This is a genomic window from Microbacterium sp. SCN 71-21, from assembly GCF_001725695.1.
In the GTDB taxonomy this organism is placed as follows: domain Bacteria; phylum Actinomycetota; class Actinomycetes; order Actinomycetales; family Microbacteriaceae; genus Microbacterium; species Microbacterium ginsengisoli.
This window is the reverse complement of record NZ_MEGA01000020.1, coordinates 18547-40286: the sequence shown is the minus strand read 5'-3', so window position 1 is coordinate 40286 and position 21740 is coordinate 18547. Positions and strand designations below refer to the sequence as shown.

Below are 21740 nucleotides of genomic sequence, written 5' to 3'. Positions count from 1 at the left end.
CCGCGGCATCCCTCTGTTCCCCGTCCCCTCACGCAAAGGATTCCCGATGACCCTCACGCAGGAGCAGGCCACCTGGTTCGCGCAGACGTTCGGTCAGATCGCCGACAACGTCGAACGGGCGATCCTCGGCAAGCGGCACATCGTGGAACTGGTGCTCACCTCGATGCTGAGCGACGGGCACGTGCTGCTCGAGGACGTCCCCGGCACCGGCAAGACGTCCCTCGCGCGGGCGCTCGCGCAGTCCGTGCAGGGCACGAACACGCGCATCCAGTTCACCCCCGACCTGCTGCCCGGCGACATCACCGGCATCACCGTGTACGACCAGAAGTCGGGGTCGTTCGAGTTCCACTCCGGGCCGATCTTCGCGAACATCGTGCTCGCGGACGAGATCAACAGGGCGAGCCCCAAGACCCAGTCGGCGCTGCTCGAGGTGATGGAGGAGGGCAAGGTCACCGTCGACGGCGTGTCCCGCGCGGTCGGCGATCCGTTCCTCGTGCTCGCGACCCAGAACCCGGTGGAGCAGGCGGGCACCTACCGGCTGCCGGAGGCGCAGCTGGACCGGTTCCTGATGCGCACCTCGCTCGGGTATCCCGACCACGCGGCGACGGTGCGCATCCTCGACGGCGCCGCGGTCGCCACGGCCGATCTCCCTCCGATCGTCACTCCGCAGGCGCTCGCCGGCATGGCCGACCTCGCGTCGCACACCTATGTCGATGCCCTCGTCCTCGACTACATCGCGCGCATCGTCGACGCGACCCGCTCGGCCGACGAGGTGCGCCTCGGGGTGTCGATCCGCGGGGCGCTCGCGCTCACTCGCGCCACCCGCACGCGCGCCGCCTCGCAGGGGCGCACCTACGCCACCCCCGACGACGTGAAGTCCCTCGCGGTCGCGGTGCTCGCCCACCGGCTGATCCTGCACCCGGAGGCCGAGTTCGACGGCGTCACCCAGGAGGCCGTCGTCGGCGAGGTGCTGCTCGACGTCGCGCCTCCCACTCAGCGCGAGACCGCATGACGCTGAACGACTCGCGCGTCGCGCGCACGCAGACCTCGGGGCACACGACCACCGCCCGCACGCAGGTGACCACGGTCGGTGGCCGCCGCATCGTGGGCGCCGTCGTGTGGCTGACCGAGGTGGGTGCGGCCACCGCGGAGTGGCTGCGCGACACGGTGCGTCCGGCGGGTGCGGTGCTGGCGGTCGCCGGCACGGCAGGCCTCGTGCTCGGGCTCGTGTTCGGGTGGGTGGAGGCGATCGTCGCCGGATGCCTCGGACTGCTGCTGCTGGCGATGGCGGTGCCGTTCCTGTTCGGCGGCCGGTCGTACGACGTCGACCTCACGATGACGCATCAGCGCGTGGTGGCGGGGGACGCGGTGGACGGTCGCATCGTGGTGCGAAACGTCGGTCGACGCACCGCCCTTCCGGGGCGTCTCGACGTGCCGGTCGGGCGTGGGCTCATCGAGATCGGGGTACCGCTGCTGCGTCCCGCCCAGCAGGTGGTTCAGCCGGTGGAGATCCCGTCGCTGCGTCGCGGCATTGTGACGGTGGGCCCGGTGACGACCGTACGGGGCGATCCGATCGGGATGCTGCGCCGCGAGCGTGCGTTCGAGGACGTCCACGAGCTGTTCGTGCACCCGCGTACGGCCACGCTCCCGTCGACGAGTGCGGGCCTCATCCGCGACCTCGAGGGTGCCGCGACCCGCCGGCTCGTCGATGCGGACATGTCGTTCCACGCCATCCGCGAGTACACACCGGGCGACTCTCGCCGACAGGTGCATTGGAAGTCGACCGCGAAGACGGGGCGGCTGATGGTGCGCCAGTACGAGGAGTCGCGTCGCTCGCGCATGGCTGTCGTGCTCGCGGTCGCGGCGACAGAGTACGCCGACGCCGACGAGTTCGAACTCGCCGTCTCCTGCGCGGCGTCGCTCGGGCTCCGTGCCGTTCGCGACGCGCGCGAGCTCGACATCCTGGCCGGGTCCGCGATCCCCCGGGTGGTGCGAGGTCGGCTGCGCGCGGTGCAGCACCTGCCGACGATCGCGGCGCGGCCGCTCCTCGACGGTTTCAGCGGCGTCGAAAGGCTGGAGAACACGGTTCCGGTCGACCAGGTGTGCCGGGCCGCCGTCGAGGCGAACGAGCGGCTCTCGGTCGCGTTCCTCGTGCTGGGGTCCACGCTGACCCTCAGCCGGGTGCGGCAGATCGCGCTCGCGTTCCCGGCGGACACCGCGGTGTTCGCCGTCATCTGCGATGAGCGCGCGCATCCGCGCCTGCAGGTGCTCGGCTCTCTCACGGTGCTCACCGTCGGCACCGTCGACGACCTCGCAGGTCTGCTGCTGCGGGGGGCGACGTCGTGAGCGCGGCACGCGGTCGCACCGCGTCGCCCTGGCCGCGGGTGGTGGCCGGGGCATCGTATGTGCTGACGATGGTCGTGCTCGGAACGGTCGCGACCTGGCCGATCTACCGCACCGCGTGGCTGCTCGTCGTCGTCGCGGTCGCGGCGGTCGTGGGTGCGGTGATCGCCGCTGCGGTGACGCGGCGACGACTGCCGTGGTGGGTGGTGGTGCTCGCGCTTCTCGGTGCCGTCGCCGTGCTGGGCGTGCCCGTGACGATGCCGGGGCGCCTGAGCGCGCTCGATCAGCTCGGCGGCGGGTTCGTCGAGCTCGCGCGCGGAGTCGCGCTCGCGTGGAAGGACCTGCTCACGGTCGACCTTCCCGTCGGCGACTACCGCAACCTGCTCGTCCCCGTGTTCGTGACCTTCCTGGTCGCGACGACCCTGGCGCTGCTGGCGGCCTGGCGGGCCGACCGCCGTGCGGTGCTCGCGGTGCCGGCGGCCGTCGCGATGCCCGTGTTCGGTCTGCTCTTCGGCCGCTCCGTGACGAGCGATCCGCTCGTGCTCGGCCCGGTGTCCGTCCCCGCCCCGATCGAGACCTTCGTGGGGGTGGCGACCGTGGTCGCCGCCCTTCTCTGGCTCGCATGGCGGGAGCGGGATCAGCGGCTGCGCCTGCTCGAGGCCGCGGCCGGGGCCAGCGGCATCCGCGCCCGGCGACTGCGCACGGGGTTCTCGGGTGGCCGGCTCGCCCTCGCCGCCGGAATGGTGGTCGTGGCTGTCGTGGTCACGGCGGCGGTCGTACCGTTCGCCGCCCGCGGCCTCGACCGCGAGGTGCTCCGCAGCGCGGTCGGGCCGACGATCGACCTCGCGGCCGAACCGAGCCCGCTCTCCACCTATCGGTCGCTGTTCAGCGACACCCAGGCCGACCTGGTGCTCTTCCAGGTGACGACGACGGGCACCGCGCCCGCTCGAGTGCGGCTTGCGACCCTCGACGTGTACGACGGCGAGATCTACCGTGCCGGTTCCTCCGGTGACGGGCGCTTCGTGCGCGTGCCGTCGAGCCTCGATGCGGGTGCGGGCACCGCGATCGACGCAACCGTGACGATCGGCGGCCTCAGCGGCATCTGGCTGCCGACCCTCGGCCAGGTCTCGTCGGTCGACTTTCAGGGGTCGCGTGCCGCGGCCCTCAGCGACGGCTTCTACTACAACGCCGATGCGCAGGCGGGCGTCGACACCGTGCCGAACGGCCTCGGCGCGGGTGACGTCTATCGCGTGACAGGGGTCGACCCGATCACCCCCGATCTCGCGACCGTGCGGGCTCCGGGAGGCGCGGCCACCTCGGTGACCCTGCCCGACAACCTCACGAAGTGGGTCGAGGTCCACCAGACCGGCACGGGGGGCGAGGCGCTGTCGGGGCTGGTCGCCCTGCTGAGGGCGCGCGGCTATCTCAGCCATGCCCTGTCGGTGTCGACCGGGGAGACCCCGGTGTGGATGGCGGGGCTCGCGGACTACACCTTCCAGCCCAGTGCGGCCGGTCACTCGCTCGCGCGCGTCGACCAGCTCTTCGCGAAGCTGCTCCAACGCGAGGCCGACCCGCAGGCGGCGGCGACCGACAACTACGTCGCAGCCGTCGGCGACGACGAGCAGTTCGCCGTCGCGGTCGCCCTCATCGCGAACAAGCTCGGCTTCCCGGCCCGCGTGGTTCTCGGCGCCCGTCTCAGCTCGGCGGACGCGACGGTGCCCGTGTGCGTGGACGGAGCTTGCCGTGCCGACGACCTGAGCGCCTGGACGGAGGTGCGCGACGACCAGGGGCAGTGGATCGCGGTGGATGCCACCCCGCAGCACGCCCAGTCGCCGAGCCTCGAGGTGACGCGACAGCGCGACCCCGAGAACGTCACCGAGGTGCGTCCCGACTCGGTCGACGAGGTCGCACCGCCGAACCCGGTGCAGCAGGACTCCGATCGGCAGGCTTCGTCGGCGGGTGACTCCGGCTGGGACCTCGCCTGGCTGTGGGCGACGCTGAAGATCGGCGGCCTCGTGCTGCTCGTGCTGCTTGTGCTCGGGGGGCCGTTCCTCCTCGTGGCCGGGGCGAGGTTCTTCCGGCGGCGCTCGCGCCGGCTGCAGGCGGATCCGGCGCAGAAGGTGGCGGGGGGCTGGGATGAGTACGTGGATGCCGCGATCGACGCGGGTCGTGCGCGGCCGGCGAGCCGCACGCGGCGCGAGCTCGCCGCGCTCTACGGCACACCGAGCGGGACGGTGCTCGCCGACGGCGCCGATGAGGCGGTGTTCTCGCCCCGTCCGCCCAGCGCCGAGGAGGCGGACGCGTTCTGGCGCATCGTCGACGTGGAGCGCCGCGGCTTCGCCGGTGGCCAGGGGTTCTGGCGAAAACTCGCCACGGCTCTATCGTTGAGATCATTCGTGCGGTTCGCCGCGCCGAGGTTCACGCGCTCGTCCACCCGATCGGGCGCCCGTGCAGGATCGACCGGAAGGGGGACGCGCCGGACTCGCCGTCCCGCGCGCTAGGACATGTCGAACTCGTCCACTCTGGCCATCGTGCTGGTGCTGTACCTCGTGATCGTTGCGGCCCTGTACGTCTGGGTCGCGTTGTCGCTGTCCGCCGTGTTCCGCAAGGCGGGCGTCGAGAGCTGGCGCGCGTGGGTGCCGGTGTTCAACATCGCGAGCCTCCTGCAGCTCGGCGGGCTCTCGCCGTGGCTGGTGCTGCTGGGGCTCGTGCCGGTGTTCGGCTGGCTCTTCCTCTGGGTCGTCGTGGTCGTCGCGGCGCACCGCGTCAACCAGGGTTTCGGGCTCGGCAGCGGGTTGACCGTGCTCGCGGCGCTGCTCTTTCCGGTGTGGGCGACCGTCGTCGGATTCGGCTCCGCTCGATGGATAGCGGGTCCGGTCGCCGGTCCCGTCCGCTCATCGCTGCGGGCGCCTGCACGCGTGTCGTCGCCGATGGATGCCGCGGCGCCCCCGTCGTCCGCCGCGCCACTGCCGTCTCCGGCAGACCTCGCGGTCGCCGATGATGCCGTCCGTCCCGCATCGACCGGTGCGGCGCCTGCCGCGCCGCTTCCCCCCGCGGCCGCGACTGCCGCTTCCGCGCCGACGCCGGCCGCCGCCGCGGCGGCCCCTGCCGCGTGGACTCCGCCGACGACGCCGCCTGCGGCGCCCGCGTCCTCCGCCCCTGCGGTCGCCGAGACCCCGTGGCAGGCGCCCGCCACGCCGTCCCCCGCGCCGGGCTCGTCGATCTTCGCGGACCTGTGGCCGGAGGAGGACAGCGAGCGGTTCGACCGACCCACCCCGGAGTCCCCGGCCCCCGCGTCAGCGGCACCGACACCGCCGGTTGAGGTGCCGGTGGATGCGAACGGTTTCCCTGCCCGCCCCGTCTTCGGGGACGGCCGTGACGAGATCGACGAGCTGAGCGCGGGCATCTCGTTCCGCTCGGTGCCCTCGGCTCCGGTGTCGTCGGTCCTGCCCGCCGATCGTGGCGACGCACTGGTCCCGCCGATGCGTTCCGACGAGCCCGTCGCCGACAACGAGACGGTCGATCTCTCCGATGCGGCCTCGGGTGCGCGCCGGGCCTCCGCCGCCGTCGACGATCCCGCGAGTCCCGTGCCGTGGCGCGCCCCCGATGCGACCGGCGGCCTCTCCGACACGACGGATGCCCCGTCTCTCACCCGTTCGCCGGCGCGGGGGGCGTGGCAGCCCCCGATCGTCGACCCGGTGTTCCCCGAGATCACCGGCGAGGTCTCGGCGGTGGCCGGAGCGCCCGTCGCCGGAGTGCCGCGTTCGGCGGCCGGCGCGGTCTCGGCGCAGTGGCATGCCGAGGACGACCTCGAGGACGGGGCCGACGCGACGGTGATCGCCCGGCGGAGGAAGGTGCGCTGGTCGCTTGCCACCGCCCGGAACGCGAGCGTGGAACTGACCGCCGACGTCGTCATCGTGGGGCGCCGCCCCGCCGCCGATCCCGCGCATCCCGGTGCGCAGCTCGTGCCGCTCAGCGATGACACCCGGACGGTGTCCAAGACCCATGCGCTTCTGCGCCTGCAGGGCGACCGGTGGTACATCACCGATCTGCACTCGACGAACGGCGTGCTGTTCTCCACCGTCATGGGCACCGACGTCGAGATCGAGCCGGGGGTCGAGGCGGAGGCAGGTGACCGGTTCTTCCTCGGCGACGTCGAGGTGCGGCTGAACCGGGTCGAGGGGTGAGCGATCCGCTCGACGATCGCACCGAGCTCAGCGCTCGGCGGGTCGATCCGGCCGACGATCGCACCCAGGTGAGTGCTCGGCGGGCCGACCCTGTCGACGATCGCACCGAGCTCAGCGCTCGACGGGCCGACCCTGCCGGCGACCGCACCGAGGCGAGTGCTAGGCGGGCCGCGGCATCCGTCGCCGGAGTCCAGCCGCCGGTCGCGCACGCATCCGAGGAGGCGACCGCGGTCTCGGCCCGTCGGCTGCCCGACGATGCCACGGCACCTCGGGTCTCGCGGCGAGCCGCCCCGCCCGTGCCCGGCGCTCCCGACGCGCTGTTCCCCGCACGTGAGGGTCGCGCGCCGGCCGCGGATCCGCCGATCTATCGCCCGCGTCCGCCCGCCGCGGTGTTCGCCGAGCGGGCCCCCGCGCCGGTGCGCCCCGCGCAGCATCGGGTGGACGGGGCATCCGTCATCGCGGCTCGTCGTCGTGCCGCACGCAGGCGCCTCGCCGTGCTGATCATCGCCGCCGCGGGCCTCGCGGTGCTCGGGGTGACGGTGGCCGTGCTGCTGCTCGTGTTCCGGTGATCCCGCGCGTTTGACCGACCCCGAAAATCCCGCGTATCATTGATCGGGTGTGCGCCCATGCGCGCCCTGTGCTGTGCCCCGGTGCAACGCAGGCGTTCATCGCCCACACATCTCAGGGAAGGGCCTGCGAACAGGTCACCCCCACGGCATATCCATCACAGAACGCGGTCCAGTCATTCTGCGCCGCCGATGGATCCACGTGAGCCCGGAGCGACACGGAACGCAAAGAACCGTGACGAGCCGGGGGAGACACGAACGCTGTCACCGTGCAGCACAAACAAGGAGAGAACGTGCCAACCATTCAGCAGTTGGTTCGCAAGGGCCGGTCGCCGAAGGTCTCCAAGACCAAGGCTCCCGCACTGAAGTCGAACCCGCAGCAGGCGGGCGTCTGCACCCGCGTGTACACGACGACCCCGAAGAAGCCGAACTCGGCGATGCGCAAGGTCGCCCGTGTGAAGCTCCGCAACGGCGTCGAGGTCACCGCCTACATCCCCGGTGAGGGCCACAACCTGCAGGAGCACTCGCTCGTGCTCGTGCGCGGCGGCCGTGTGAAGGACCTTCCCGGTGTCCGCTACAAGATCGTCCGCGGCGCGCTCGACACGCAGGCCGTGAAGAACCGCAAGCAGGCCCGTAGCCGCTACGGCGCGAAGAAGGGTTGAGTTAGATGCCTCGTAAGGGTCCCGCCCCTCGCCGCCCCGTCGTCAACGACCCGGTCTACGGCGCTCCGATCGTCACCCAGCTCGTCAACAAGATCCTTGTCGACGGCAAGAAGTCCCTCGCCGAGTCGATCGTCTACGGCGCCCTCGCCGGCGTCGAGTCGAAGAACGGCCAGGACGCGGTCACCACGCTCAAGAAGGCGCTCGACAACGTGCGCCCCACCCTCGAGGTCAAGAGCCGCCGCGTCGGCGGCTCGACCTACCAGGTTCCCGTCGAGGTCAAGGCGCACCGCGCCAACACCCTCGCGCTGCGCTGGCTCGTGAGCTACGCGAAGGGCCGTCGTGAGAAGACGATGACCGAGCGTCTGCAGAACGAGATCCTCGACGCGTCGAACGGCCTCGGTGCCGCGGTCAAGCGCCGCGAGGACACCCACAAGATGGCCGAGTCGAACCGCGCCTTCGCGCACTACCGCTGGTAACAGCCCCCTGCCGGCTCCGGAGCCTCGCGCCCCGGAGCCGGCACCCCCGCGACATCCCTCCCTCTACGTAAGGAAGAACCCGTGGCACAAGAAGTGCTCACCGACCTCACGAAGGTCCGCAACTTCGGCATCATGGCGCACATCGATGCCGGAAAGACGACGACGACCGAGCGCATCCTCTTCTACACGGGCATCACCCACAAGATCGGCGAAGTGCACGACGGTGCGGCGACGATGGACTGGATGGCCCAGGAGCAGGAGCGCGGCATCACGATCACGTCGGCCGCGACCACGTGCTTCTGGAACGGCATCCAGCTCAACATCATCGACACCCCCGGTCACGTGGACTTCACGGTCGAGGTCGAGCGCAACCTTCGCGTGCTCGACGGCGCCGTCGCCGTCTTCGACGGCAAGGAGGGCGTGGAGCCCCAGTCCGAGACCGTGTGGCGCCAGGCCGACAAGTACGACGTCCCCCGCATCTGCTTCGTCAACAAGATGGACAAGCTCGGCGCGGACTTCTACTTCACCGTCGAGACCATCGTGAAGCGCCTGGGCGCGAAGCCGCTCGTGCTGCAGCTCCCGATCGGTGCCGAGTCCGACTTCCTCGGTGTCATCGACCTCGTCGAGATGCGCGCCCTGGTGTGGCCCGGCGACGCCAAGGGTGACGTGACCATGGGCGCCAAGTACGAGGTGCAGGAGATCCCCGCCGACCTCGCCGACAAGGCCGCCGAGTACCGCGAGAAGCTGCTCGAGACCGTCGCCGAGAGCGACGAGGCCCTCCTCGAGAAGTACTTCGGCGGTGAGGAGCTCACGGTCGACGAGATCAAGGGCGCCATCCGCAAGCTCACGATCGCCAGCGAGCTCTACCCGGTGCTCTGCGGCTCGGCGTTCAAGAACCGCGGCGTGCAGCCGATGCTCGACGCGGTCGTGGACTACCTCCCGTCGCCGCTCGACATGCCGGCCGTCGAGGCTCACGACCCGAAGGACGAGGAGAAGGTGATCCTGCGTCACGCCGACGCCACGGAGCCCTTCGCCGCTCTTGCGTTCAAGATCATGACGCACCCCTTCTTCGGTCGACTCACCTACATCCGCGTCTACTCGGGCGGACTCGACTCCGGCGCCCAGGTCATCAACTCGACCAAGGGCAAGAAGGAGCGCATCGGGAAGATCTTCCAGATGCACGCCAACAAGGAGAACCCGGTCGACTCGGTCACCGCCGGTCACATCTACGCGGTCATCGGCCTCAAGGACACCACCACCGGTGACACCCTGAGCGACCCGAGCCAGCAGGTCGTGCTCGAGTCGATGACCTTCCCCGACCCGGTGCTCGAGGTGGCCATCGAGCCGAAGACCAAGGCCGACCAGGAGAAGCTGGGTCTCGCGATCCAGAAGCTCGCCGCAGAGGACCCGACGTTCCGCGTCGAGCAGAACTCGGAGACCGGCCAGACCGTCATCAAGGGCATGGGCGAGCTGCACCTCGACATCCTGGTCGACCGCATGAAGCGCGAGTTCAAGGTCGAGGCCAACGTCGGCAAGCCGCAGGTCGCCTACCGCGAGACCATCCGCAAGGAGGTTGAGCGTCACGACTACACCCACAAGAAGCAGACGGGTGGCTCGGGCCAGTTCGCGAAGATCCAGTTCAAGCTGGAGCCTCTCGAGGTCACGGCCGAGCAGACGTACGAGTTCGTCAACGCCGTCACCGGTGGACGCATCCCGCGCGAGTACATCCCGTCGGTCGACGCCGGTTTCCAGGACGCCATGAACGTCGGCGTGCTCGCCGGCTACCCGATGGTCGGTGTCAAGGCGACCCTCACCGACGGTGCGGCGCACGACGTCGACTCGTCGGAGATGGCGTTCAAGATCGCCGGCTCGATGGGCTTCAAGGAGGCCGCCCGCAAGGCCAACCCGGTTCTTCTCGAGCCGGTCATGGCCGTCGAGGTGCGTACCCCCGAGGAGTACATGGGTGACGTCATCGGCGACCTGAACTCCCGCCGCGGACAGATCCAGTCGATGGAGGATGCCTCGGGCGTCAAGGTCGTGCGTGCCCAGGTGCCGCTGTCCGAGATGTTCGGCTACATCGGCGACCTGCGCTCGAAGACCTCGGGTCGCGCCGTCTACTCGATGGTGTTCGACAGCTACGCCGAGGTCCCGCGCGCCGTCGCGGACGAGATCATCCAGAAGAACAAGGGCGAGTGATCGCCCGGATGTCGCGGGCGCTGCGGTGCCCGCGGCATCCCTTCCGGATCCCACAACTTCACATGAACCAACCAAAAACCTCTCTACTACACTGAGAACCATCCCCGTAGCGAACCGGTCGCAATCCAGCGACCGGGGCATCTACACGACCGTCCTGAGGAGGACCCAGTGGCTAAGGCCAAGTTCGAGCGGACCAAGCCGCACGTGAACATCGGAACGATCGGTCACGTCGACCACGGCAAGACCACGCTCACCGCCGCAATCTCGAAGGTGCTCGCCGACAAGTACCCGTCGGCCACCAACGTGCAGCGCGACTTCGCGTCGATCGACTCGGCTCCCGAGGAGCGTCAGCGCGGTATCACGATCAACATCTCGCACGTCGAGTACGAGACCCCGAAGCGTCACTACGCTCACGTCGACGCCCCCGGTCACGCCGACTACATCAAGAACATGATCACCGGTGCCGCCCAGATGGACGGCGCGATCCTCGTGGTCGCCGCCACCGACGGCCCGATGGCTCAGACCCGTGAGCACGTGCTGCTCGCCAAGCAGGTCGGCGTGCCCTACCTGCTGGTCGCGCTCAACAAGAGCGACATGGTCGACGACGAGGAGATCCTGGAGCTCGTCGAGCTCGAGGTCCGCGAGCTGCTGTCGTCGCAGGACTTCGACGGTGACAACGCTCCGGTCGTCCGCGTCTCGGGCCTGAAGGCTCTCGAGGGCGACGCCGAGTGGACCGAGAAGATCATCGAGCTCATGGACGCTGTCGACGAGTCGATCCCGGACCCGGTGCGCGACAAGGACAAGCCGTTCCTCATGCCGATCGAGGACGTGTTCACGATCACCGGTCGTGGCACCGTCGTCACCGGCCGTGCCGAGCGTGGCACGCTCGCGATCAACTCCGAGGTCGAGATCGTGGGTCTGCGCCCGACGCAGAAGACGATCGTCACGGGTATCGAGATGTTCCACAAGCAGCTCGACGAGGCCTGGGCCGGCGAGAACTGTGGTCTGCTCCTGCGCGGCACCAAGCGTGACGACGTCGAGCGCGGCCAGGTCGTCGTGAAGCCCGGTTCGGTCACCCCGCACACGAACTTCGAGGGCACCGCGTACATCCTGTCCAAGGACGAGGGTGGCCGCCACAACCCGTTCTTCACGAACTACCGCCCGCAGTTCTACTTCCGCACCACCGACGTGACCGGCGTCATCACGCTGCCCGAGGGCACCGAGATGGTCATGCCCGGTGACACCACCGACATGACGGTCGAGCTGATCCAGCCCATCGCCATGGAAGAGGGCCTCGGCTACGCGATCCGTGAGGGTGGCCGCACCGTCGGCGCCGGCACGGTGACGAAGATCATCAAGTAATCACTGCGCTTCCTGCGACGGGGTCGGGCCTTCGGGTCCGGCCCCGTCGTCGTTGTAGCGGGCGGATGCCGCGGAACGACGCGGATGCCGCGACACGCCCGGGTTTGCGACACGCCCGGGCTGCACGTACACTAGTGAGGTTCCACATTCCGGGGCTGTTGTCGCGCGCGAGCGCGGTTCCCCCGGATCACTGCCAGGGCAGTGCATAGGCAGCGCGAGAGCGCCGGTCTAGGCCGCGGGCAGCAGAACATCCCACCAAACTCCACGATCCGGAAACGGTCGGCGCACGCGTGCGTGCGGAGAGCGGTGGCCGGGTGGACACATCCGGTATGACACCAGAACAGCGGTGCAGGATCCGCGAGAGCGGAAGAAGTGCCATGGCGCGCGAGCGCCACCGTGCGTCCGATGCGTTCACGACGTAAGACGCGAGAAAGAGAGTGAGCAGACAAATGGCGGGACAGAAGATCCGCATTCGCCTGAAGTCGTACGATCACGCGGGCCTCGACAGCTCCGCGCGCAAGATCGTCGACACCGTGACCCGTGCCGGCGCGACCGTGGTGGGCCCCGCGCCTCATCGACATCATCGACCCGACGCCCAAGGCCGTCGACTCGCTGATGCGTCTCGACCTCCCGGCCGATGTCAACATCGAGATCAAGCTCTGAGGCCCACGATGACTGACATCAACTCCAAGGTTTCGAAGGGTCTGCTGGGAACCAAGCTCGGCATGACCCAGGTCTGGAACGAGAACGGCAAGCTCGTTCCCGTCACCGTCATCCAGGTGACGCCCAACGTCGTGACGCAGATCCGCACCGTCGAGAAGGACGGCTACAACGCCGTTCAGATCGCCGCGGGCCAGATCGACCCCCGCAAGGTCACCAAGCCCCTCGAGGGCCACTTCGAGGCAGCCGGCGTCACGCCGCGCCGCCACGTGACCGAGATCCGCACCGCCGACGCCTCCGACTACTCACTCGGTCAGGAACTGACGGCTGAGGGCGTGTTCGAGTCGGGCCAGCTGGTCGACGTCGTCGGCACCAGCAAGGGCAAGGGCACCGCCGGTGTCATGAAGCGCCACAACTTCAAGGGTGTCTCCGCGTCGCACGGTGCGCACCGCAACCACCGCAAGCCCGGTTCGATCGGCGCCTCGTCGACCCCGAGCCGCGTCTTCAAGGGCATGCGCATGGCCGGCCGTATGGGTGGCGAGCGCGTGACCGTCCTCAACCTCACGGTGCACGCCGTCGACGCCGAGAAGGGTCTGCTGCTCGTCAAGGGCGCCGTCCCCGGTGCCCGCGGCCGCCTCGTGTACGTCCGCAACGCAGTGAAGGGGGCCTGAGTCCATGTCTGACACGACTCTCGCGCTCGACGTCCACAGCGCCGCCGGCAAGAAGGCCGGCTCGGTGGAGCTTCCCGCCGCGCTCTTCGACGTCAAGACCAACGTCCCGCTCATCCACCAGGTCGTCGTGGCGCAGCTCGCCGCGGCTCGCCAGGGCACTCACTCGACCAAGCGTCGCGGTGAGGTCTCCGGTGCCGGCCGCAAGCCCTTCAAGCAGAAGGGCACGGGTAACGCCCGTCAGGGTTCGATCCGCGCGCCGCACATGACCGGTGGTGGCATCGTCCACGGCCCGAAGCCGCGCGACTACTCGCAGCGCACCCCCAAGAAGATGATCGCCGCCGCGCTCCTCGGTGCGCTGAGCGACCGCGCTCGCGGCGAGCGTCTTCACATCGTCGACTCGTTCGCGATCGACGGTGCACCTTCGACGAAGGCTGCGGCTGCGGTTCTCACCGCTCTCGCGCCGACGAAGAACGTGCTCGTCGTCGTCGAGCGCGATGACGAGCTCACGCTCAAGAGCGTGCGCAACATCTCGTACGTGCACGTGCTCTCGTTCGACCAGCTGAACGCCTACGACGTTCTGGTCTCCGACGACATCGTGTTCACCAAGGCCGCCTACGACGCGTTCGTCGCGGCGAAGACGGCCACTGAGGAGGTCTCCGCATGAGCACCGTCGGCAAGGACCCGCGCGACATCATCCTGAAGCCGGTCGTCTCCGAGAAGAGCTACGGGCTCATCGACGAGGGCAAGTACACGTTCCTCGTGGACCCGCGCTCGAACAAGACCGAGATCAAGCTCGCGATCGAGAAGATCTTCGGCGTCCAGGTGGCGTCGGTCAACACGATCAACCGCACGGGCAAGGCCCGTCGCACCCGCTTCGGCGTGGGCAAGCGCAAGGACACCAAGCGCGCCATCGTCACGCTCAAGTCGGGCACCATCGACATCTTCACGAGCGTCGGCTGACGTCGGGATAGAGGACTAGAGAAATGGCTATTCGCAAGTACAAGCCCACGACCCCCGGTCGTCGCGGCTCGTCGGTCGCCGACTTCGCCGAGATCACGCGTTCGACGCCGGAGAAGTCGCTGCTGCGCCCGCTCGCCAAGACCGGTGGCCGCAACAACCAGGGCCGCATCACCACCCGTCACATCGGTGGTGGCCACAAGCGTCAGTACCGCGTCATCGACTTCCGTCGCAACGACAAGGACGGCATCAACGCGAAGGTCGCTCACATCGAGTACGACCCCAACCGCACCGCGCGCATCGCGCTCCTGCACTACGTCGACGGCGAGAAGCGTTACATCCTCGCCCCGAACAAGCTGCAGCAGGGCGACGTGATCGAGTCCGGTCCCGCGGCCGACATCAAGCCCGGCAACAACCTGCCGCTGCGCAACATCCCCACCGGTACCGTCGTGCACGCCATCGAGCTGCGCCCGGGCGGCGGCGCGAAGCTCGCCCGCTCGGCCGGCGCCGGTGTGCGTCTCGTCGCGAAGGACGGCCCCTACGCCCAGCTGCGTCTCCCCTCGGGTGAGATCCGCAACGTCGACGCGCGCTGCCGCGCCACGATCGGCGAGGTCGGCAACGCCGAGCAGTCGAACATCAACTGGGGCAAGGCGGGCCGCAAGCGCTGGCTCGGCGTGCGTCCCACCGTCCGTGGTGTCGCGATGAACCCGGTCGACCACCCGCACGGTGGTGGTGAGGGCAAGACGTCCGGTGGTCGTCACCCCGTCACGCCGTGGGGTCAGGCGGAGGGTCGTACCCGTCACGCCAACAAGGAAAGCGACAAGTACATCGTCCGCCGTCGCACCGCCGGCAAGAAGCGCAAGTAGGAGTCAAGAAGATGCCACGCAGTCTGAAGAAGGGCCCCTTCGTCGACGAGCACCTGCTTCGCAAGGTTGTCTCGCAGAACGAGGCGGGTTCGAAGAACGTCATCAAGACCTGGTCGCGTCGCTCGATGATCATCCCGGCCATGCTCGGGCACACGATCGCCGTGCACGACGGTCGCAAGCACATCCCCGTGTTCGTGACCGAGACCATGGTCGGCCACAAGCTGGGCGAGTTCGCGCCCACCCGCACCTTCCGCGGCCACGAGAAGGACGACAAGAAGGGTCGCCGCCGCTGACGCGGGGGCGCTCCTGGAGAGAGAAAGAGGAGGAGAGAACATGGTGGAATCCATCGCACGCGTGAAGCACATCCGCGTGACCCCTCAGAAGGCTCGTCGTGTCGTCGCGCTTATCAAGGGCAAGCAGGCCGGTGAGGCCCTCGCCATCCTGAAGTTCGCGCCGCAGAGTGCGTCCGAGCCGATCTACAAGCTCGTCGCCTCGGCTGTCGCGAACGCTCGCGTGAAGGCCGACCAGCTCAACGAGTACCTGGACGAGCAGGACCTGTACGTGAAGAACGCGTACGTCGACGAGGGCACGACGCTCAAGCGTTTCCAGGCCCGCGCGCAGGGCCGTGCCTTCCAGATCAAGAAGCGCACGAGCCACATCACGGTCGTGCTCTCGACCCCCGAGGTCGCCGAGACCTCGGCCGCTGCGAAGAAGGCGAGCAAGTAATGGGACAGAAGGTCAACCCGTACGGCTTCCGCCTCGGCATCACCACCGACCACGTGTCGCGGTGGTTCTCCGACTCGACGAAGCCGGGTCAGCGTTACGCCGACTACGTGGCCGAGGACATCAAGATCCGCAAGCTGCTCCTCACGAGCCTCGACCGTGCCGGTGTGAGCAACATCGAGATCGAGCGCACCCGTGACCGCGTGCGCGTCGACATCCACACCGCCCGCCCGGGCATCGTGATCGGTCGCCGCGGCGCCGAGGCCGAGCGCATCCGTGCCGACCTCGAGAAGCTCACCGGCAAGCAGATCCAGCTCAACATCCTCGAGGTCAAGAACCCCGAGGCCGACGCCCAGCTCGTCGCTCAGGGCATCGCCGAGCAGCTCTCGGCTCGTGTGGCGTTCCGTCGCGCGATGCGCAAGGGTCTGCAGGGCGCCCAGCGCGCCGGCGCCAAGGGCATCCGGATCCAGGTCTCGGGCCGCCTCGGCGGCGCGGAGATGAGCCGGTCGGAGTTCTACCGCGAGGGTCGGGTGCCGCTGCACACGCTGCGCGCGAACATCGACTACGGCTTCTACGAGGCCAAGACCACGTTCGGCCGCATCGGTGTGAAGGTCTGGATCTACAAGGGCGATCTCACCAACAAGGAACTCGCTCGCGAGCAGGCGAACGCGCCGAAGTCCCCCCGTGGTCGCGATGACCGCGGCGGCGACCGTCGTCGCGGTCCCCGCAACGAGGCCCCCGTGGCAGAAGGAGCGTCGGCATAATGCTCATCCCCCGCAAGGTCAAGTACCGCAAGCAGCACCACCCGGGGCGCGATGGCCAGGCGACCGGCGGCACGAAGGTGTCGTTCGGTGAGTTCGGCATCCAGGCTCTGACCCCCGCCTACGTGACCAACCGTCAGATCGAGTCCGCTCGTATCGCGATGACCCGTCACATCAAGCGTGGCGGCAAGGTGTGGATCAACATCTACCCCGACCGTCCGCTCACCAAGAAGCCGGCCGAAACCCGCATGGGTTCCGGTAAGGGTTCGCCGGAGTGGTGGGTCGCCAACGTCAAGCCGGGCCGTGTCCTCTTCGAGGTCGCCGGCGTCAACGAGCAGCTCGCTCGCGAGGCCCTCCAGCGGGCCATCCACAAGCTGCCTCTCAAGGCACGAATCATCAAGCGCGAGGAGGGCGACGCGTAATGGCTGTCGGCACCAAGCAGCTCGCCCCGAGCGAGCTCGACACGTTCGAGAACGAGCGCCTCGTTGAGGAGCTCCGCAAGGCCAAGGAGGAGCTGTTCAACTTGCGCTTCCAGTCGGCCACCGGCCAGCTCGAGAGCCACGGCCGCATCCGCGCCGTGAAGCGCGACATCGCCCGCATCTACACCGTGATCCGCGAGCGCGAGCTCGGTATCCGTGCCACCCCGGTGGCCGCGGCTCCGGCGAAGAAGGCCAGCAAGAGCAAGGCGAAGAAGACCGAGGATGCCCCGGCTCCCGCCGAAGGAGAGGCTGAGTGATGGCCACCACGAAGAAGACCGCTGAGGCGACCGAGGTCGTCGAGCACGGCGCCCACGATGTCCGCGAGGAGGGCGCGCGCGGTTACCGCAAGGCCCGCCGCGGTTACGTCGTCAGCGACAAGATGGACAAGACGATCGTCGTCGAGGTCGAGGACCGCGTGAAGCCCCCGCTCTACGACAAGGTCATCCGCCGCACCTCGAAGGTCAAGGCGCACGACGAGGCGAACTCCGCCGGCATCGGCGACCTGGTCCTCATCAACGAGACCCGTCCGCTCAGCGCCACCAAGCGCTGGCGCCTGGTCGAGATCCTCGAGAAGGCCAAGTAAGCCCTCGCGGCTGCTTGGAACCCAAGGAGTAAGAAGTGATTCAGAACGAGTCCCGCCTCAAGGTCGCCGACAACACCGGCGCCAAGGAGCTGCTGACGATTCGTGTGCTGGGCGGCTCCAACCGGCGTTACGCGGGCCTGGGCGACGTGATCGTCGCCACGGTCAAGGACGCGATCCCCGGTGGAAACGTCAAGAAGGGCGACGTGGTCAAGGCCGTCGTCGTCCGCACCGTCAAGCAGACCCGTCGTCCCGACGGTTCGTACATCAAGTTCGACGAGAACGCCGCCGTGATCCTGAAGAACGACGGGGAGCCCCGCGGCACCCGCATCTTCGGCCCGGTCGGTCGTGAGCTTCGTGACAAGAAGTTCATGAAGATCGTCTCGCTCGCCCCGGAGGTCATCTGATCATGGCGAACATCAAGAAGGGTGACCTGGTTCAGGTCATCTCGGGCGCCAAGCCCGAGCGCGGCGGAGACCGCGGCAAGCAGGGCAAGGTCCTCGAGGTCCTCGTCGAGCAGAACCGCGTCATCGTCGAAGGCGTGAACTACGTCACCAAGCACACCCGCGTCGGCCAGACCGACCGCGGCACCAAGACGGGTGGCATCGAGACCGTCGAAGCCCCCATCCACATCTCCAACGTCGCGCTGGTCGACCCCTCGACCAAGAAGCCGACCCGCGTGGGCCACCGCGTGGAGGAGAAGGTCAAGGACGGCGTGAAGCGCACCGTGCGCGTCCGCTACGCGAAGAAGTCAGGTAAGGACCTCTGATGAGCACCGCTACTGCCGCGGCGGCTGGCAAGATCCAGCCCCGCCTGAAGCAGATCTACAAGAACGAGATCCAGAAGAAGCTGCAGGAAGAGTTCCAGTACGCGAACGTCATGCAGATTCCCGGCCTCGTGAAGGTCGTCGTCAACACCGGTGTCGGTGAGGCGGCTCGTGACAGCAAGGTGATCGATGGTGCGGTCGACGACCTCACCAAGATCACCGGTCAGAAGCCGATCGTCACCAAGGCCCGCAAGTCCATCGCGCAGTTCAAGCTGCGCGAGGGCCAGGCCATCGGTGCCCACGTCACCCTCCGCGGCGACCGCGCGTGGGAGTTCATCGACCGCCTGGTGAACCTCGCCCTGCCCCGCATCCGCGACTTCCGCGGCCTCTCGGACAAGCAGTTCGACGGTCACGGCAACTACACGTTCGGTCTGCAGGAGCAGTCGGTCTTCCACGAGATCAACCAGGACCGCATCGACCGCGTGCGTGGTTTCGACATCACGATCGTCACCACCGCATCCACCGACGACGAGGGCCGTGCGCTCCTGCGTCACCTCGGCTTCCCGTTCCGCGGAGCGGACGCCCAGGCGTAACACCCATCCACCACAGGTCGAGTGCCGTGTACGGCTCCTCGAAACCTGGTGAACAAAGGAAACAACACTCATGACGATGACAGACCCGGTCGCAGACCTGCTGACCCGTCTGCGCAACGCGAACTCGGCTCACCACGACGCCGTCTCGCTGCCGAGCTCGAAGCTCAAGACGCACATCGCCGAGATCCTCAAGCAGGAGGGCTACATCTCGGACTGGGGCGTCGCTGAGGCTCGCGTGGGCCAGACCCTCACCCTCACGCTGAAGTACGGCCCGAACCGCGAGCGGTCGATCGCCGGCATCAAGCGCGTGTCGAAGCCCGGCCTGCGCGTGTACGCCAAGTCGACCGAGCTTCCCAAGGTGCTCGGCGGACTCGGCGTCGCCATCCTGTCCACCTCCTCGGGCCTCCTCACGGACCGCCAGGCTGAGCAGAAGGGCGTGGGTGGGGAAGTCCTCGCCTACGTGTGGTGACCTGACATGTCTCGTATCGGACGTCTTCCCATCGACATCCCCGCCGGCGTCACTGTGACCGTCGAGGGCCAGGATGTCGCGGTCAAGGGCCCCAAGGGCGAGCTCACGCTCGCCGTGGCCCGCCCCATCGAGGTCAAGGTCGAGGAGAACCAGGTTCTCGTCACCCGCCCCGATGACGAGCGCGAGTCGCGGTCGCTCCACGGCCTGACCCGCACGCTCATCAACAACAACATCGTCGGCGTGACCCAGGGCTACTCCAAGGGCCTCGAGGTCGTCGGCACCGGTTACCGCGTGGCCCAGAAGGGCTCCTCGGTCGAGTTCGCCCTCGGCTTCTCGCACCCGGTCCTCGTCGACCCGCCGGCCGGCATCACGTTCACCGTCGAGGGCAACAACAAGCTCACGGTCAGTGGCATCGACAAGCAGGCCGTCGGCGAGGTGGCCGCCAACATCCGCAAGATCCGCAAGCCCGAGCCCTACAAGGGCAAGGGTGTGCGCTACGCCGGCGAGGTCGTTCGGCGCAAGGCCGGAAAGGCTGGTAAGTAACCATGGCTACGACTTCCAAGTCCGCCTCGCGCTCGCGCCGTCACGCGCGTCTGCGCAAGAAGGTCGTGGGCACCGAGGCGCGTCCGCGCCTGGTCGTCACCCGGTCTGCGCGCCACGTGTTCGTGCAGCTCGTCGACGACAGCAAGGGCCACACCGTGGCATCCGCCTCGACGCTCGAGGTCGACCTGCGCTCGTTCGAGGGTGACAAGACCGCCAAGGCGCGCAAGGTCGGCGAGCTCGTCGCCGAGCGCGCCAAGGCCGCCGGTGTCGCCGACGCCGTGTTCGACCGCGGTGGCAACCGCTACGCGGGTCGCGTCGCGGCGATCGCCGACGGCGCCCGTGAAGGGGGGCTGAACCTGTGAGTGACAACAAGGAGACCGAAGTGACCGACGCCACCGCGCAGGCCGCCCCCGAGCAGGCCGACGCCGCGCGCGAGCGTGAGCCCCGCCGCGGCGGTCGCGAGCGCAACCCCAACCGCGACCGCAACTCGCGCGACCGTTCGGAGAGCCAGTTCCTCGAGCGCGTCGTGACGATCAACCGCGTGTCGAAGGTCGTCAAGGGCGGACGCCGCTTCAGCTTCACCGCGCTCGTCGTCGTCGGTGACGGCAACGGCGTCGTGGGTGTGGGCTACGGCAAGGCCCGCGAGGTCCCGCTCGCCATCTCGAAGGGTGTCGAAGAGGCCAAGCGCAACTTCTTCCGCGTGCCCCGCGTCGGCTCGACCATCCCGCACCCGGTGCAGGGTGAGGCGGCCGCCGGTGTGGTGCTGCTGCGTCCCGCCGCCGCCGGTACCGGTGTTATCGCCGGTGGTCCGGTGCGTGCGGTGCTCGAGTGCGCCGGCATCCACGACGTGCTGTCGAAGTCGCTCGGCTCGTCGAACACGATCAACATCGTGCACGCGACCGTCGAGGCGCTGAAGCAGCTCGAGGAGCCGCGTCACGTCGCCGCCCGTCGTGGTCTCGACTTCGACCAGGTCGCCCCCGCGCGTCTGGTGCGTGCCGAGGCCGAGGCTGCGGCCGCACAGAAGGTAGGTGCCTGATGTCCGCACGTCTGAAGGTCACCCAGATCAAGTCCAAGGTGAGCGAGAAGCAGAACCAGCGTGACACGCTGCGCAGCCTCGGTCTCAAGCGCATCGGCGACTCCGTTGTTCGCCCCGATGACGCTCAGACCCGCGGCTACGTGCGTGCCGTCGCTCACCTCGTGAAGGTTGAGGAGCTCGACTGATGGCTGAGAACGCCAACGAGAAGGCCGAGGAGAAGGCGCCCAAGGCGCCGGCTCGCAAGCCCGCCGCGAAGGCTGCGGACAAGCCCGCCGCCGAGAAGGCCGCCGCGAAGCCGGCTGCCGAGAAGGCCCCCGCCAAGAAGCCGGCCGCCAAGGCCGCGCCGAAGGCCGCCGAGAAGAAGGATGTCGCGACCTCGCGTCCCGGCGTCCTGAAGGTGCACCACCTGCGTCCGGTCCCCGGCGCCAACACCGCGAAGACCCGTGTCGGTCGCGGTGAGGGCTCGAAGGGTAAGACCGCGGGCCGTGGCACCAAGGGCACGAAGGCCCGCTACCAGGTCCGTCAGGGCTTCGAGGGCGGCCAGATGCCTCTGCACATGCGTACGCCGAAGCTGCGCGGGTTCAAGAACCCGTTCCGCGTCGAGTACCAGGTCGTGAACCTCTCCAAGCTCGCCGAGCTCTACCCGTCGGGTGGTGATGTCACCATCAGCGACCTCGTCGCCAAGGGTGCCGTGCGCAAGAACGAGAAGGTCAAGGTCCTGGGCGATGGTGACCTCGAGGTGGCGCTGAACGTCACCGTCGACAAGGTCTCCGGCTCGGCCGAGCAGAAGATCGTCGCCGCGGGCGGCAGCGTCAAGTAAGTCGCAGACAGGGGTCGGAGCATG

Annotated in this window: 28 protein-coding genes and 1 pseudogene; all 29 read left to right on the top strand. The window is 68.6% G+C overall.

The genetic code is table 11. The features are described 5' to 3' along the window. The first annotated feature begins 46 nt into the window (after positions 1-46). Positions 47-1012 (top strand): AAA family ATPase, encoded by a 966-nt coding sequence (locus ABT08_RS04590; protein WP_045246818.1) that lies wholly within the window; start codon positions 47-49, stop codon positions 1010-1012. Next, positions 1009-2346, top strand: a complete 1338-nt coding sequence (locus ABT08_RS04585) for a DUF58 domain-containing protein (RefSeq protein WP_288114097.1) — start codon at positions 1009-1011, stop codon at positions 2344-2346. The genes ABT08_RS04590 and ABT08_RS04585 overlap by 4 nt, the downstream gene beginning before the upstream one ends. Further along, positions 2343-4844 (top strand): transglutaminase domain-containing protein, encoded by a 2502-nt coding sequence (locus ABT08_RS04580; protein ID WP_288114096.1) that lies wholly within the window; start codon positions 2343-2345, stop codon positions 4842-4844. The genes ABT08_RS04585 and ABT08_RS04580 overlap by 4 nt, the downstream gene beginning before the upstream one ends. Before the next feature lie 3 nt (positions 4845-4847). Then, positions 4848-6530 (top strand): DUF5684 domain-containing protein, encoded by a 1683-nt coding sequence (locus ABT08_RS04575; protein WP_288114095.1) that lies wholly within the window; start codon positions 4848-4850, stop codon positions 6528-6530. Further along, a complete protein-coding gene (locus ABT08_RS04570) occupies positions 6527-7099 on the top strand; it encodes a hypothetical protein (protein WP_288114094.1) in 573 nt (190 codons plus the stop codon). The genes ABT08_RS04575 and ABT08_RS04570 overlap by 4 nt, the downstream gene beginning before the upstream one ends. A gap of 290 nt (positions 7100-7389) precedes the next feature. Beyond that, positions 7390-7758, top strand: a complete 369-nt coding sequence (rpsL, locus tag ABT08_RS04565; protein WP_045246814.1) for a 30S ribosomal protein S12 — start codon at positions 7390-7392, stop codon at positions 7756-7758. A gap of 5 nt (positions 7759-7763) precedes the next feature. After that, the gene (gene rpsG / locus ABT08_RS04560) at positions 7764-8234 is read left to right on the top strand and encodes a 30S ribosomal protein S7 (protein ID WP_045246813.1); all 471 of its coding nucleotides are present in this window, start codon (positions 7764-7766) and stop codon (positions 8232-8234) included. Positions 8235-8315: 81 nt separating this feature from the next. Beyond that, the gene (gene fusA / locus ABT08_RS04555; RefSeq protein WP_288114093.1) at positions 8316-10430 is read left to right on the top strand and encodes an elongation factor G; all 2115 of its coding nucleotides are present in this window, start codon (positions 8316-8318) and stop codon (positions 10428-10430) included. Between the two features lie 168 nt (positions 10431-10598). Further along, positions 10599-11792, top strand: a complete 1194-nt coding sequence (gene tuf, locus ABT08_RS04550) for an elongation factor Tu (protein ID WP_045246811.1) — start codon at positions 10599-10601, stop codon at positions 11790-11792. Positions 11793-12313: 521 nt separating this feature from the next. Continuing rightward, positions 12314-12455 (top strand): annotated as a pseudogene (locus tag ABT08_RS04545) (uS10 family ribosomal protein). 8 nt (positions 12456-12463) lie between these two features. Beyond that, on the top strand, positions 12464-13123 hold the full coding sequence (gene rplC / locus ABT08_RS04540; RefSeq protein ID WP_056207462.1) for a 50S ribosomal protein L3: 660 nt from the start codon (positions 12464-12466) through the stop codon (positions 13121-13123). Positions 13124-13127: 4 nt separating this feature from the next. Further along, positions 13128-13787, top strand: a complete 660-nt coding sequence (gene rplD, locus ABT08_RS04535) for a 50S ribosomal protein L4 (protein ID WP_056207460.1) — start codon at positions 13128-13130, stop codon at positions 13785-13787. Beyond that, positions 13784-14083, top strand: coding sequence for a 50S ribosomal protein L23 (rplW, locus tag ABT08_RS04530; RefSeq protein ID WP_045246807.1), 300 nt, complete (start codon positions 13784-13786; stop codon positions 14081-14083). Before rplD ends, rplW begins: the two co-directional genes overlap by 4 nt. Before the next feature lie 23 nt (positions 14084-14106). Next, the gene (rplB, locus tag ABT08_RS04525; RefSeq protein WP_045246806.1) at positions 14107-14946 is read left to right on the top strand and encodes a 50S ribosomal protein L2; all 840 of its coding nucleotides are present in this window, start codon (positions 14107-14109) and stop codon (positions 14944-14946) included. A gap of 11 nt (positions 14947-14957) precedes the next feature. Next, a complete protein-coding gene (gene rpsS / locus ABT08_RS04520; protein ID WP_045246805.1) occupies positions 14958-15239 on the top strand; it encodes a 30S ribosomal protein S19 in 282 nt (93 codons plus the stop codon). Between the two features lie 40 nt (positions 15240-15279). Continuing rightward, entirely contained in the window at positions 15280-15672 is a 393-nt protein-coding gene (rplV, locus tag ABT08_RS04515; RefSeq protein ID WP_045246804.1) for a 50S ribosomal protein L22, read from the top strand. Then, positions 15672-16433: a 30S ribosomal protein S3 gene (gene rpsC, locus ABT08_RS04510; RefSeq protein ID WP_045246803.1), complete on the top strand. Its 762-nt coding sequence runs from the start codon at positions 15672-15674 to the stop codon at positions 16431-16433. Before rplV ends, rpsC begins: the two co-directional genes overlap by 1 nt. Next, a complete protein-coding gene (rplP, locus tag ABT08_RS04505; RefSeq protein WP_045246802.1) occupies positions 16433-16852 on the top strand; it encodes a 50S ribosomal protein L16 in 420 nt (139 codons plus the stop codon). Before rpsC ends, rplP begins: the two co-directional genes overlap by 1 nt. Next, positions 16852-17166 carry a 50S ribosomal protein L29 gene (rpmC, locus tag ABT08_RS04500; RefSeq protein WP_045246801.1) on the top strand — a complete coding sequence of 105 codons (315 nt, stop codon included), beginning with the start codon at positions 16852-16854 and terminating at the stop codon, positions 17164-17166. The genes rplP and rpmC overlap by 1 nt, the downstream gene beginning before the upstream one ends. Then, the gene (gene rpsQ, locus ABT08_RS04495; RefSeq protein ID WP_288114090.1) at positions 17166-17492 is read left to right on the top strand and encodes a 30S ribosomal protein S17; all 327 of its coding nucleotides are present in this window, start codon (positions 17166-17168) and stop codon (positions 17490-17492) included. The genes rpmC and rpsQ overlap by 1 nt, the downstream gene beginning before the upstream one ends. Before the next feature lie 35 nt (positions 17493-17527). Further along, entirely contained in the window at positions 17528-17896 is a 369-nt protein-coding gene (gene rplN / locus ABT08_RS04490) for a 50S ribosomal protein L14 (RefSeq protein WP_045246799.1), read from the top strand. A gap of 2 nt (positions 17897-17898) precedes the next feature. Beyond that, positions 17899-18258, top strand: coding sequence for a 50S ribosomal protein L24 (gene rplX, locus ABT08_RS04485; RefSeq protein WP_045246798.1), 360 nt, complete (start codon positions 17899-17901; stop codon positions 18256-18258). After that, complete coding sequence (rplE, locus tag ABT08_RS04480) at positions 18258-18848, top strand: 50S ribosomal protein L5 (RefSeq protein WP_045246797.1); 591 nt, start codon at positions 18258-18260, stop codon at positions 18846-18848. Before rplX ends, rplE begins: the two co-directional genes overlap by 1 nt. A gap of 70 nt (positions 18849-18918) precedes the next feature. Beyond that, on the top strand, positions 18919-19317 hold the full coding sequence (gene rpsH, locus ABT08_RS04475) for a 30S ribosomal protein S8 (RefSeq protein ID WP_045246796.1): 399 nt from the start codon (positions 18919-18921) through the stop codon (positions 19315-19317). Between the two features lie 6 nt (positions 19318-19323). Then, positions 19324-19860, top strand: coding sequence for a 50S ribosomal protein L6 (gene rplF, locus ABT08_RS04470; RefSeq protein WP_056519041.1), 537 nt, complete (start codon positions 19324-19326; stop codon positions 19858-19860). 2 nt (positions 19861-19862) lie between these two features. Further along, positions 19863-20222, top strand: coding sequence for a 50S ribosomal protein L18 (gene rplR, locus ABT08_RS04465; protein WP_045246794.1), 360 nt, complete (start codon positions 19863-19865; stop codon positions 20220-20222). Positions 20223-20242: 20 nt separating this feature from the next. Then, positions 20243-20896, top strand: a complete 654-nt coding sequence (rpsE, locus tag ABT08_RS04460; RefSeq protein WP_052672000.1) for a 30S ribosomal protein S5 — start codon at positions 20243-20245, stop codon at positions 20894-20896. After that, positions 20896-21081, top strand: a complete 186-nt coding sequence (gene rpmD / locus ABT08_RS04455; RefSeq protein WP_045246792.1) for a 50S ribosomal protein L30 — start codon at positions 20896-20898, stop codon at positions 21079-21081. Before rpsE ends, rpmD begins: the two co-directional genes overlap by 1 nt. Further along, on the top strand, positions 21081-21716 hold the full coding sequence (rplO, locus tag ABT08_RS04450; protein WP_048809280.1) for a 50S ribosomal protein L15: 636 nt from the start codon (positions 21081-21083) through the stop codon (positions 21714-21716). The genes rpmD and rplO overlap by 1 nt, the downstream gene beginning before the upstream one ends. The last annotated feature ends 24 nt before the right edge of the window (positions 21717-21740 follow it).

Excerpts from the sequence above, each read along its gene's own strand:
- ABT08_RS04590 (WP_045246818.1), top strand. The coding sequence starts at position 47 with ATGACCCTCACGCAGGAGCAGGCCACCTGGTTCGCGCAGACGTTCGGT.
- ABT08_RS04585 (WP_288114097.1), top strand. The coding sequence starts at position 1,009 with ATGACGCTGAACGACTCGCGCGTCGCGCGCACGCAGACCTCGGGGCAC.
- ABT08_RS04575 (WP_288114095.1), top strand. The coding sequence starts at position 4,848 with ATGTCGAACTCGTCCACTCTGGCCATCGTGCTGGTGCTGTACCTCGTG.
- rpsG (WP_045246813.1), top strand. The coding sequence starts at position 7,764 with ATGCCTCGTAAGGGTCCCGCCCCTCGCCGCCCCGTCGTCAACGACCCG.
- rplC (WP_056207462.1), top strand. The coding sequence starts at position 12,464 with ATGACTGACATCAACTCCAAGGTTTCGAAGGGTCTGCTGGGAACCAAG.
- rplD (WP_056207460.1), top strand. The coding sequence starts at position 13,128 with ATGTCTGACACGACTCTCGCGCTCGACGTCCACAGCGCCGCCGGCAAG.
- rplW (WP_045246807.1), top strand. The coding sequence starts at position 13,784 with ATGAGCACCGTCGGCAAGGACCCGCGCGACATCATCCTGAAGCCGGTC.
- rplB (WP_045246806.1), top strand. The coding sequence starts at position 14,107 with ATGGCTATTCGCAAGTACAAGCCCACGACCCCCGGTCGTCGCGGCTCG.
- rpsS (WP_045246805.1), top strand. The coding sequence starts at position 14,958 with ATGCCACGCAGTCTGAAGAAGGGCCCCTTCGTCGACGAGCACCTGCTT.
- rplV (WP_045246804.1), top strand. The coding sequence starts at position 15,280 with ATGGTGGAATCCATCGCACGCGTGAAGCACATCCGCGTGACCCCTCAG.
- rpsC (WP_045246803.1), top strand. The coding sequence starts at position 15,672 with ATGGGACAGAAGGTCAACCCGTACGGCTTCCGCCTCGGCATCACCACC.
- rplP (WP_045246802.1), top strand. The coding sequence starts at position 16,433 with ATGCTCATCCCCCGCAAGGTCAAGTACCGCAAGCAGCACCACCCGGGG.
- rpmC (WP_045246801.1), top strand. The coding sequence starts at position 16,852 with ATGGCTGTCGGCACCAAGCAGCTCGCCCCGAGCGAGCTCGACACGTTC.
- rpsQ (WP_288114090.1), top strand. The coding sequence starts at position 17,166 with ATGGCCACCACGAAGAAGACCGCTGAGGCGACCGAGGTCGTCGAGCAC.
- rplX (WP_045246798.1), top strand. The coding sequence starts at position 17,899 with ATGGCGAACATCAAGAAGGGTGACCTGGTTCAGGTCATCTCGGGCGCC.
- rplE (WP_045246797.1), top strand. The coding sequence starts at position 18,258 with ATGAGCACCGCTACTGCCGCGGCGGCTGGCAAGATCCAGCCCCGCCTG.
- rpsH (WP_045246796.1), top strand. The coding sequence starts at position 18,919 with ATGACGATGACAGACCCGGTCGCAGACCTGCTGACCCGTCTGCGCAAC.
- rplF (WP_056519041.1), top strand. The coding sequence starts at position 19,324 with ATGTCTCGTATCGGACGTCTTCCCATCGACATCCCCGCCGGCGTCACT.
- rplR (WP_045246794.1), top strand. The coding sequence starts at position 19,863 with ATGGCTACGACTTCCAAGTCCGCCTCGCGCTCGCGCCGTCACGCGCGT.
- rpmD (WP_045246792.1), top strand. The coding sequence starts at position 20,896 with ATGTCCGCACGTCTGAAGGTCACCCAGATCAAGTCCAAGGTGAGCGAG.
- rplO (WP_048809280.1), top strand. The coding sequence starts at position 21,081 with ATGGCTGAGAACGCCAACGAGAAGGCCGAGGAGAAGGCGCCCAAGGCG.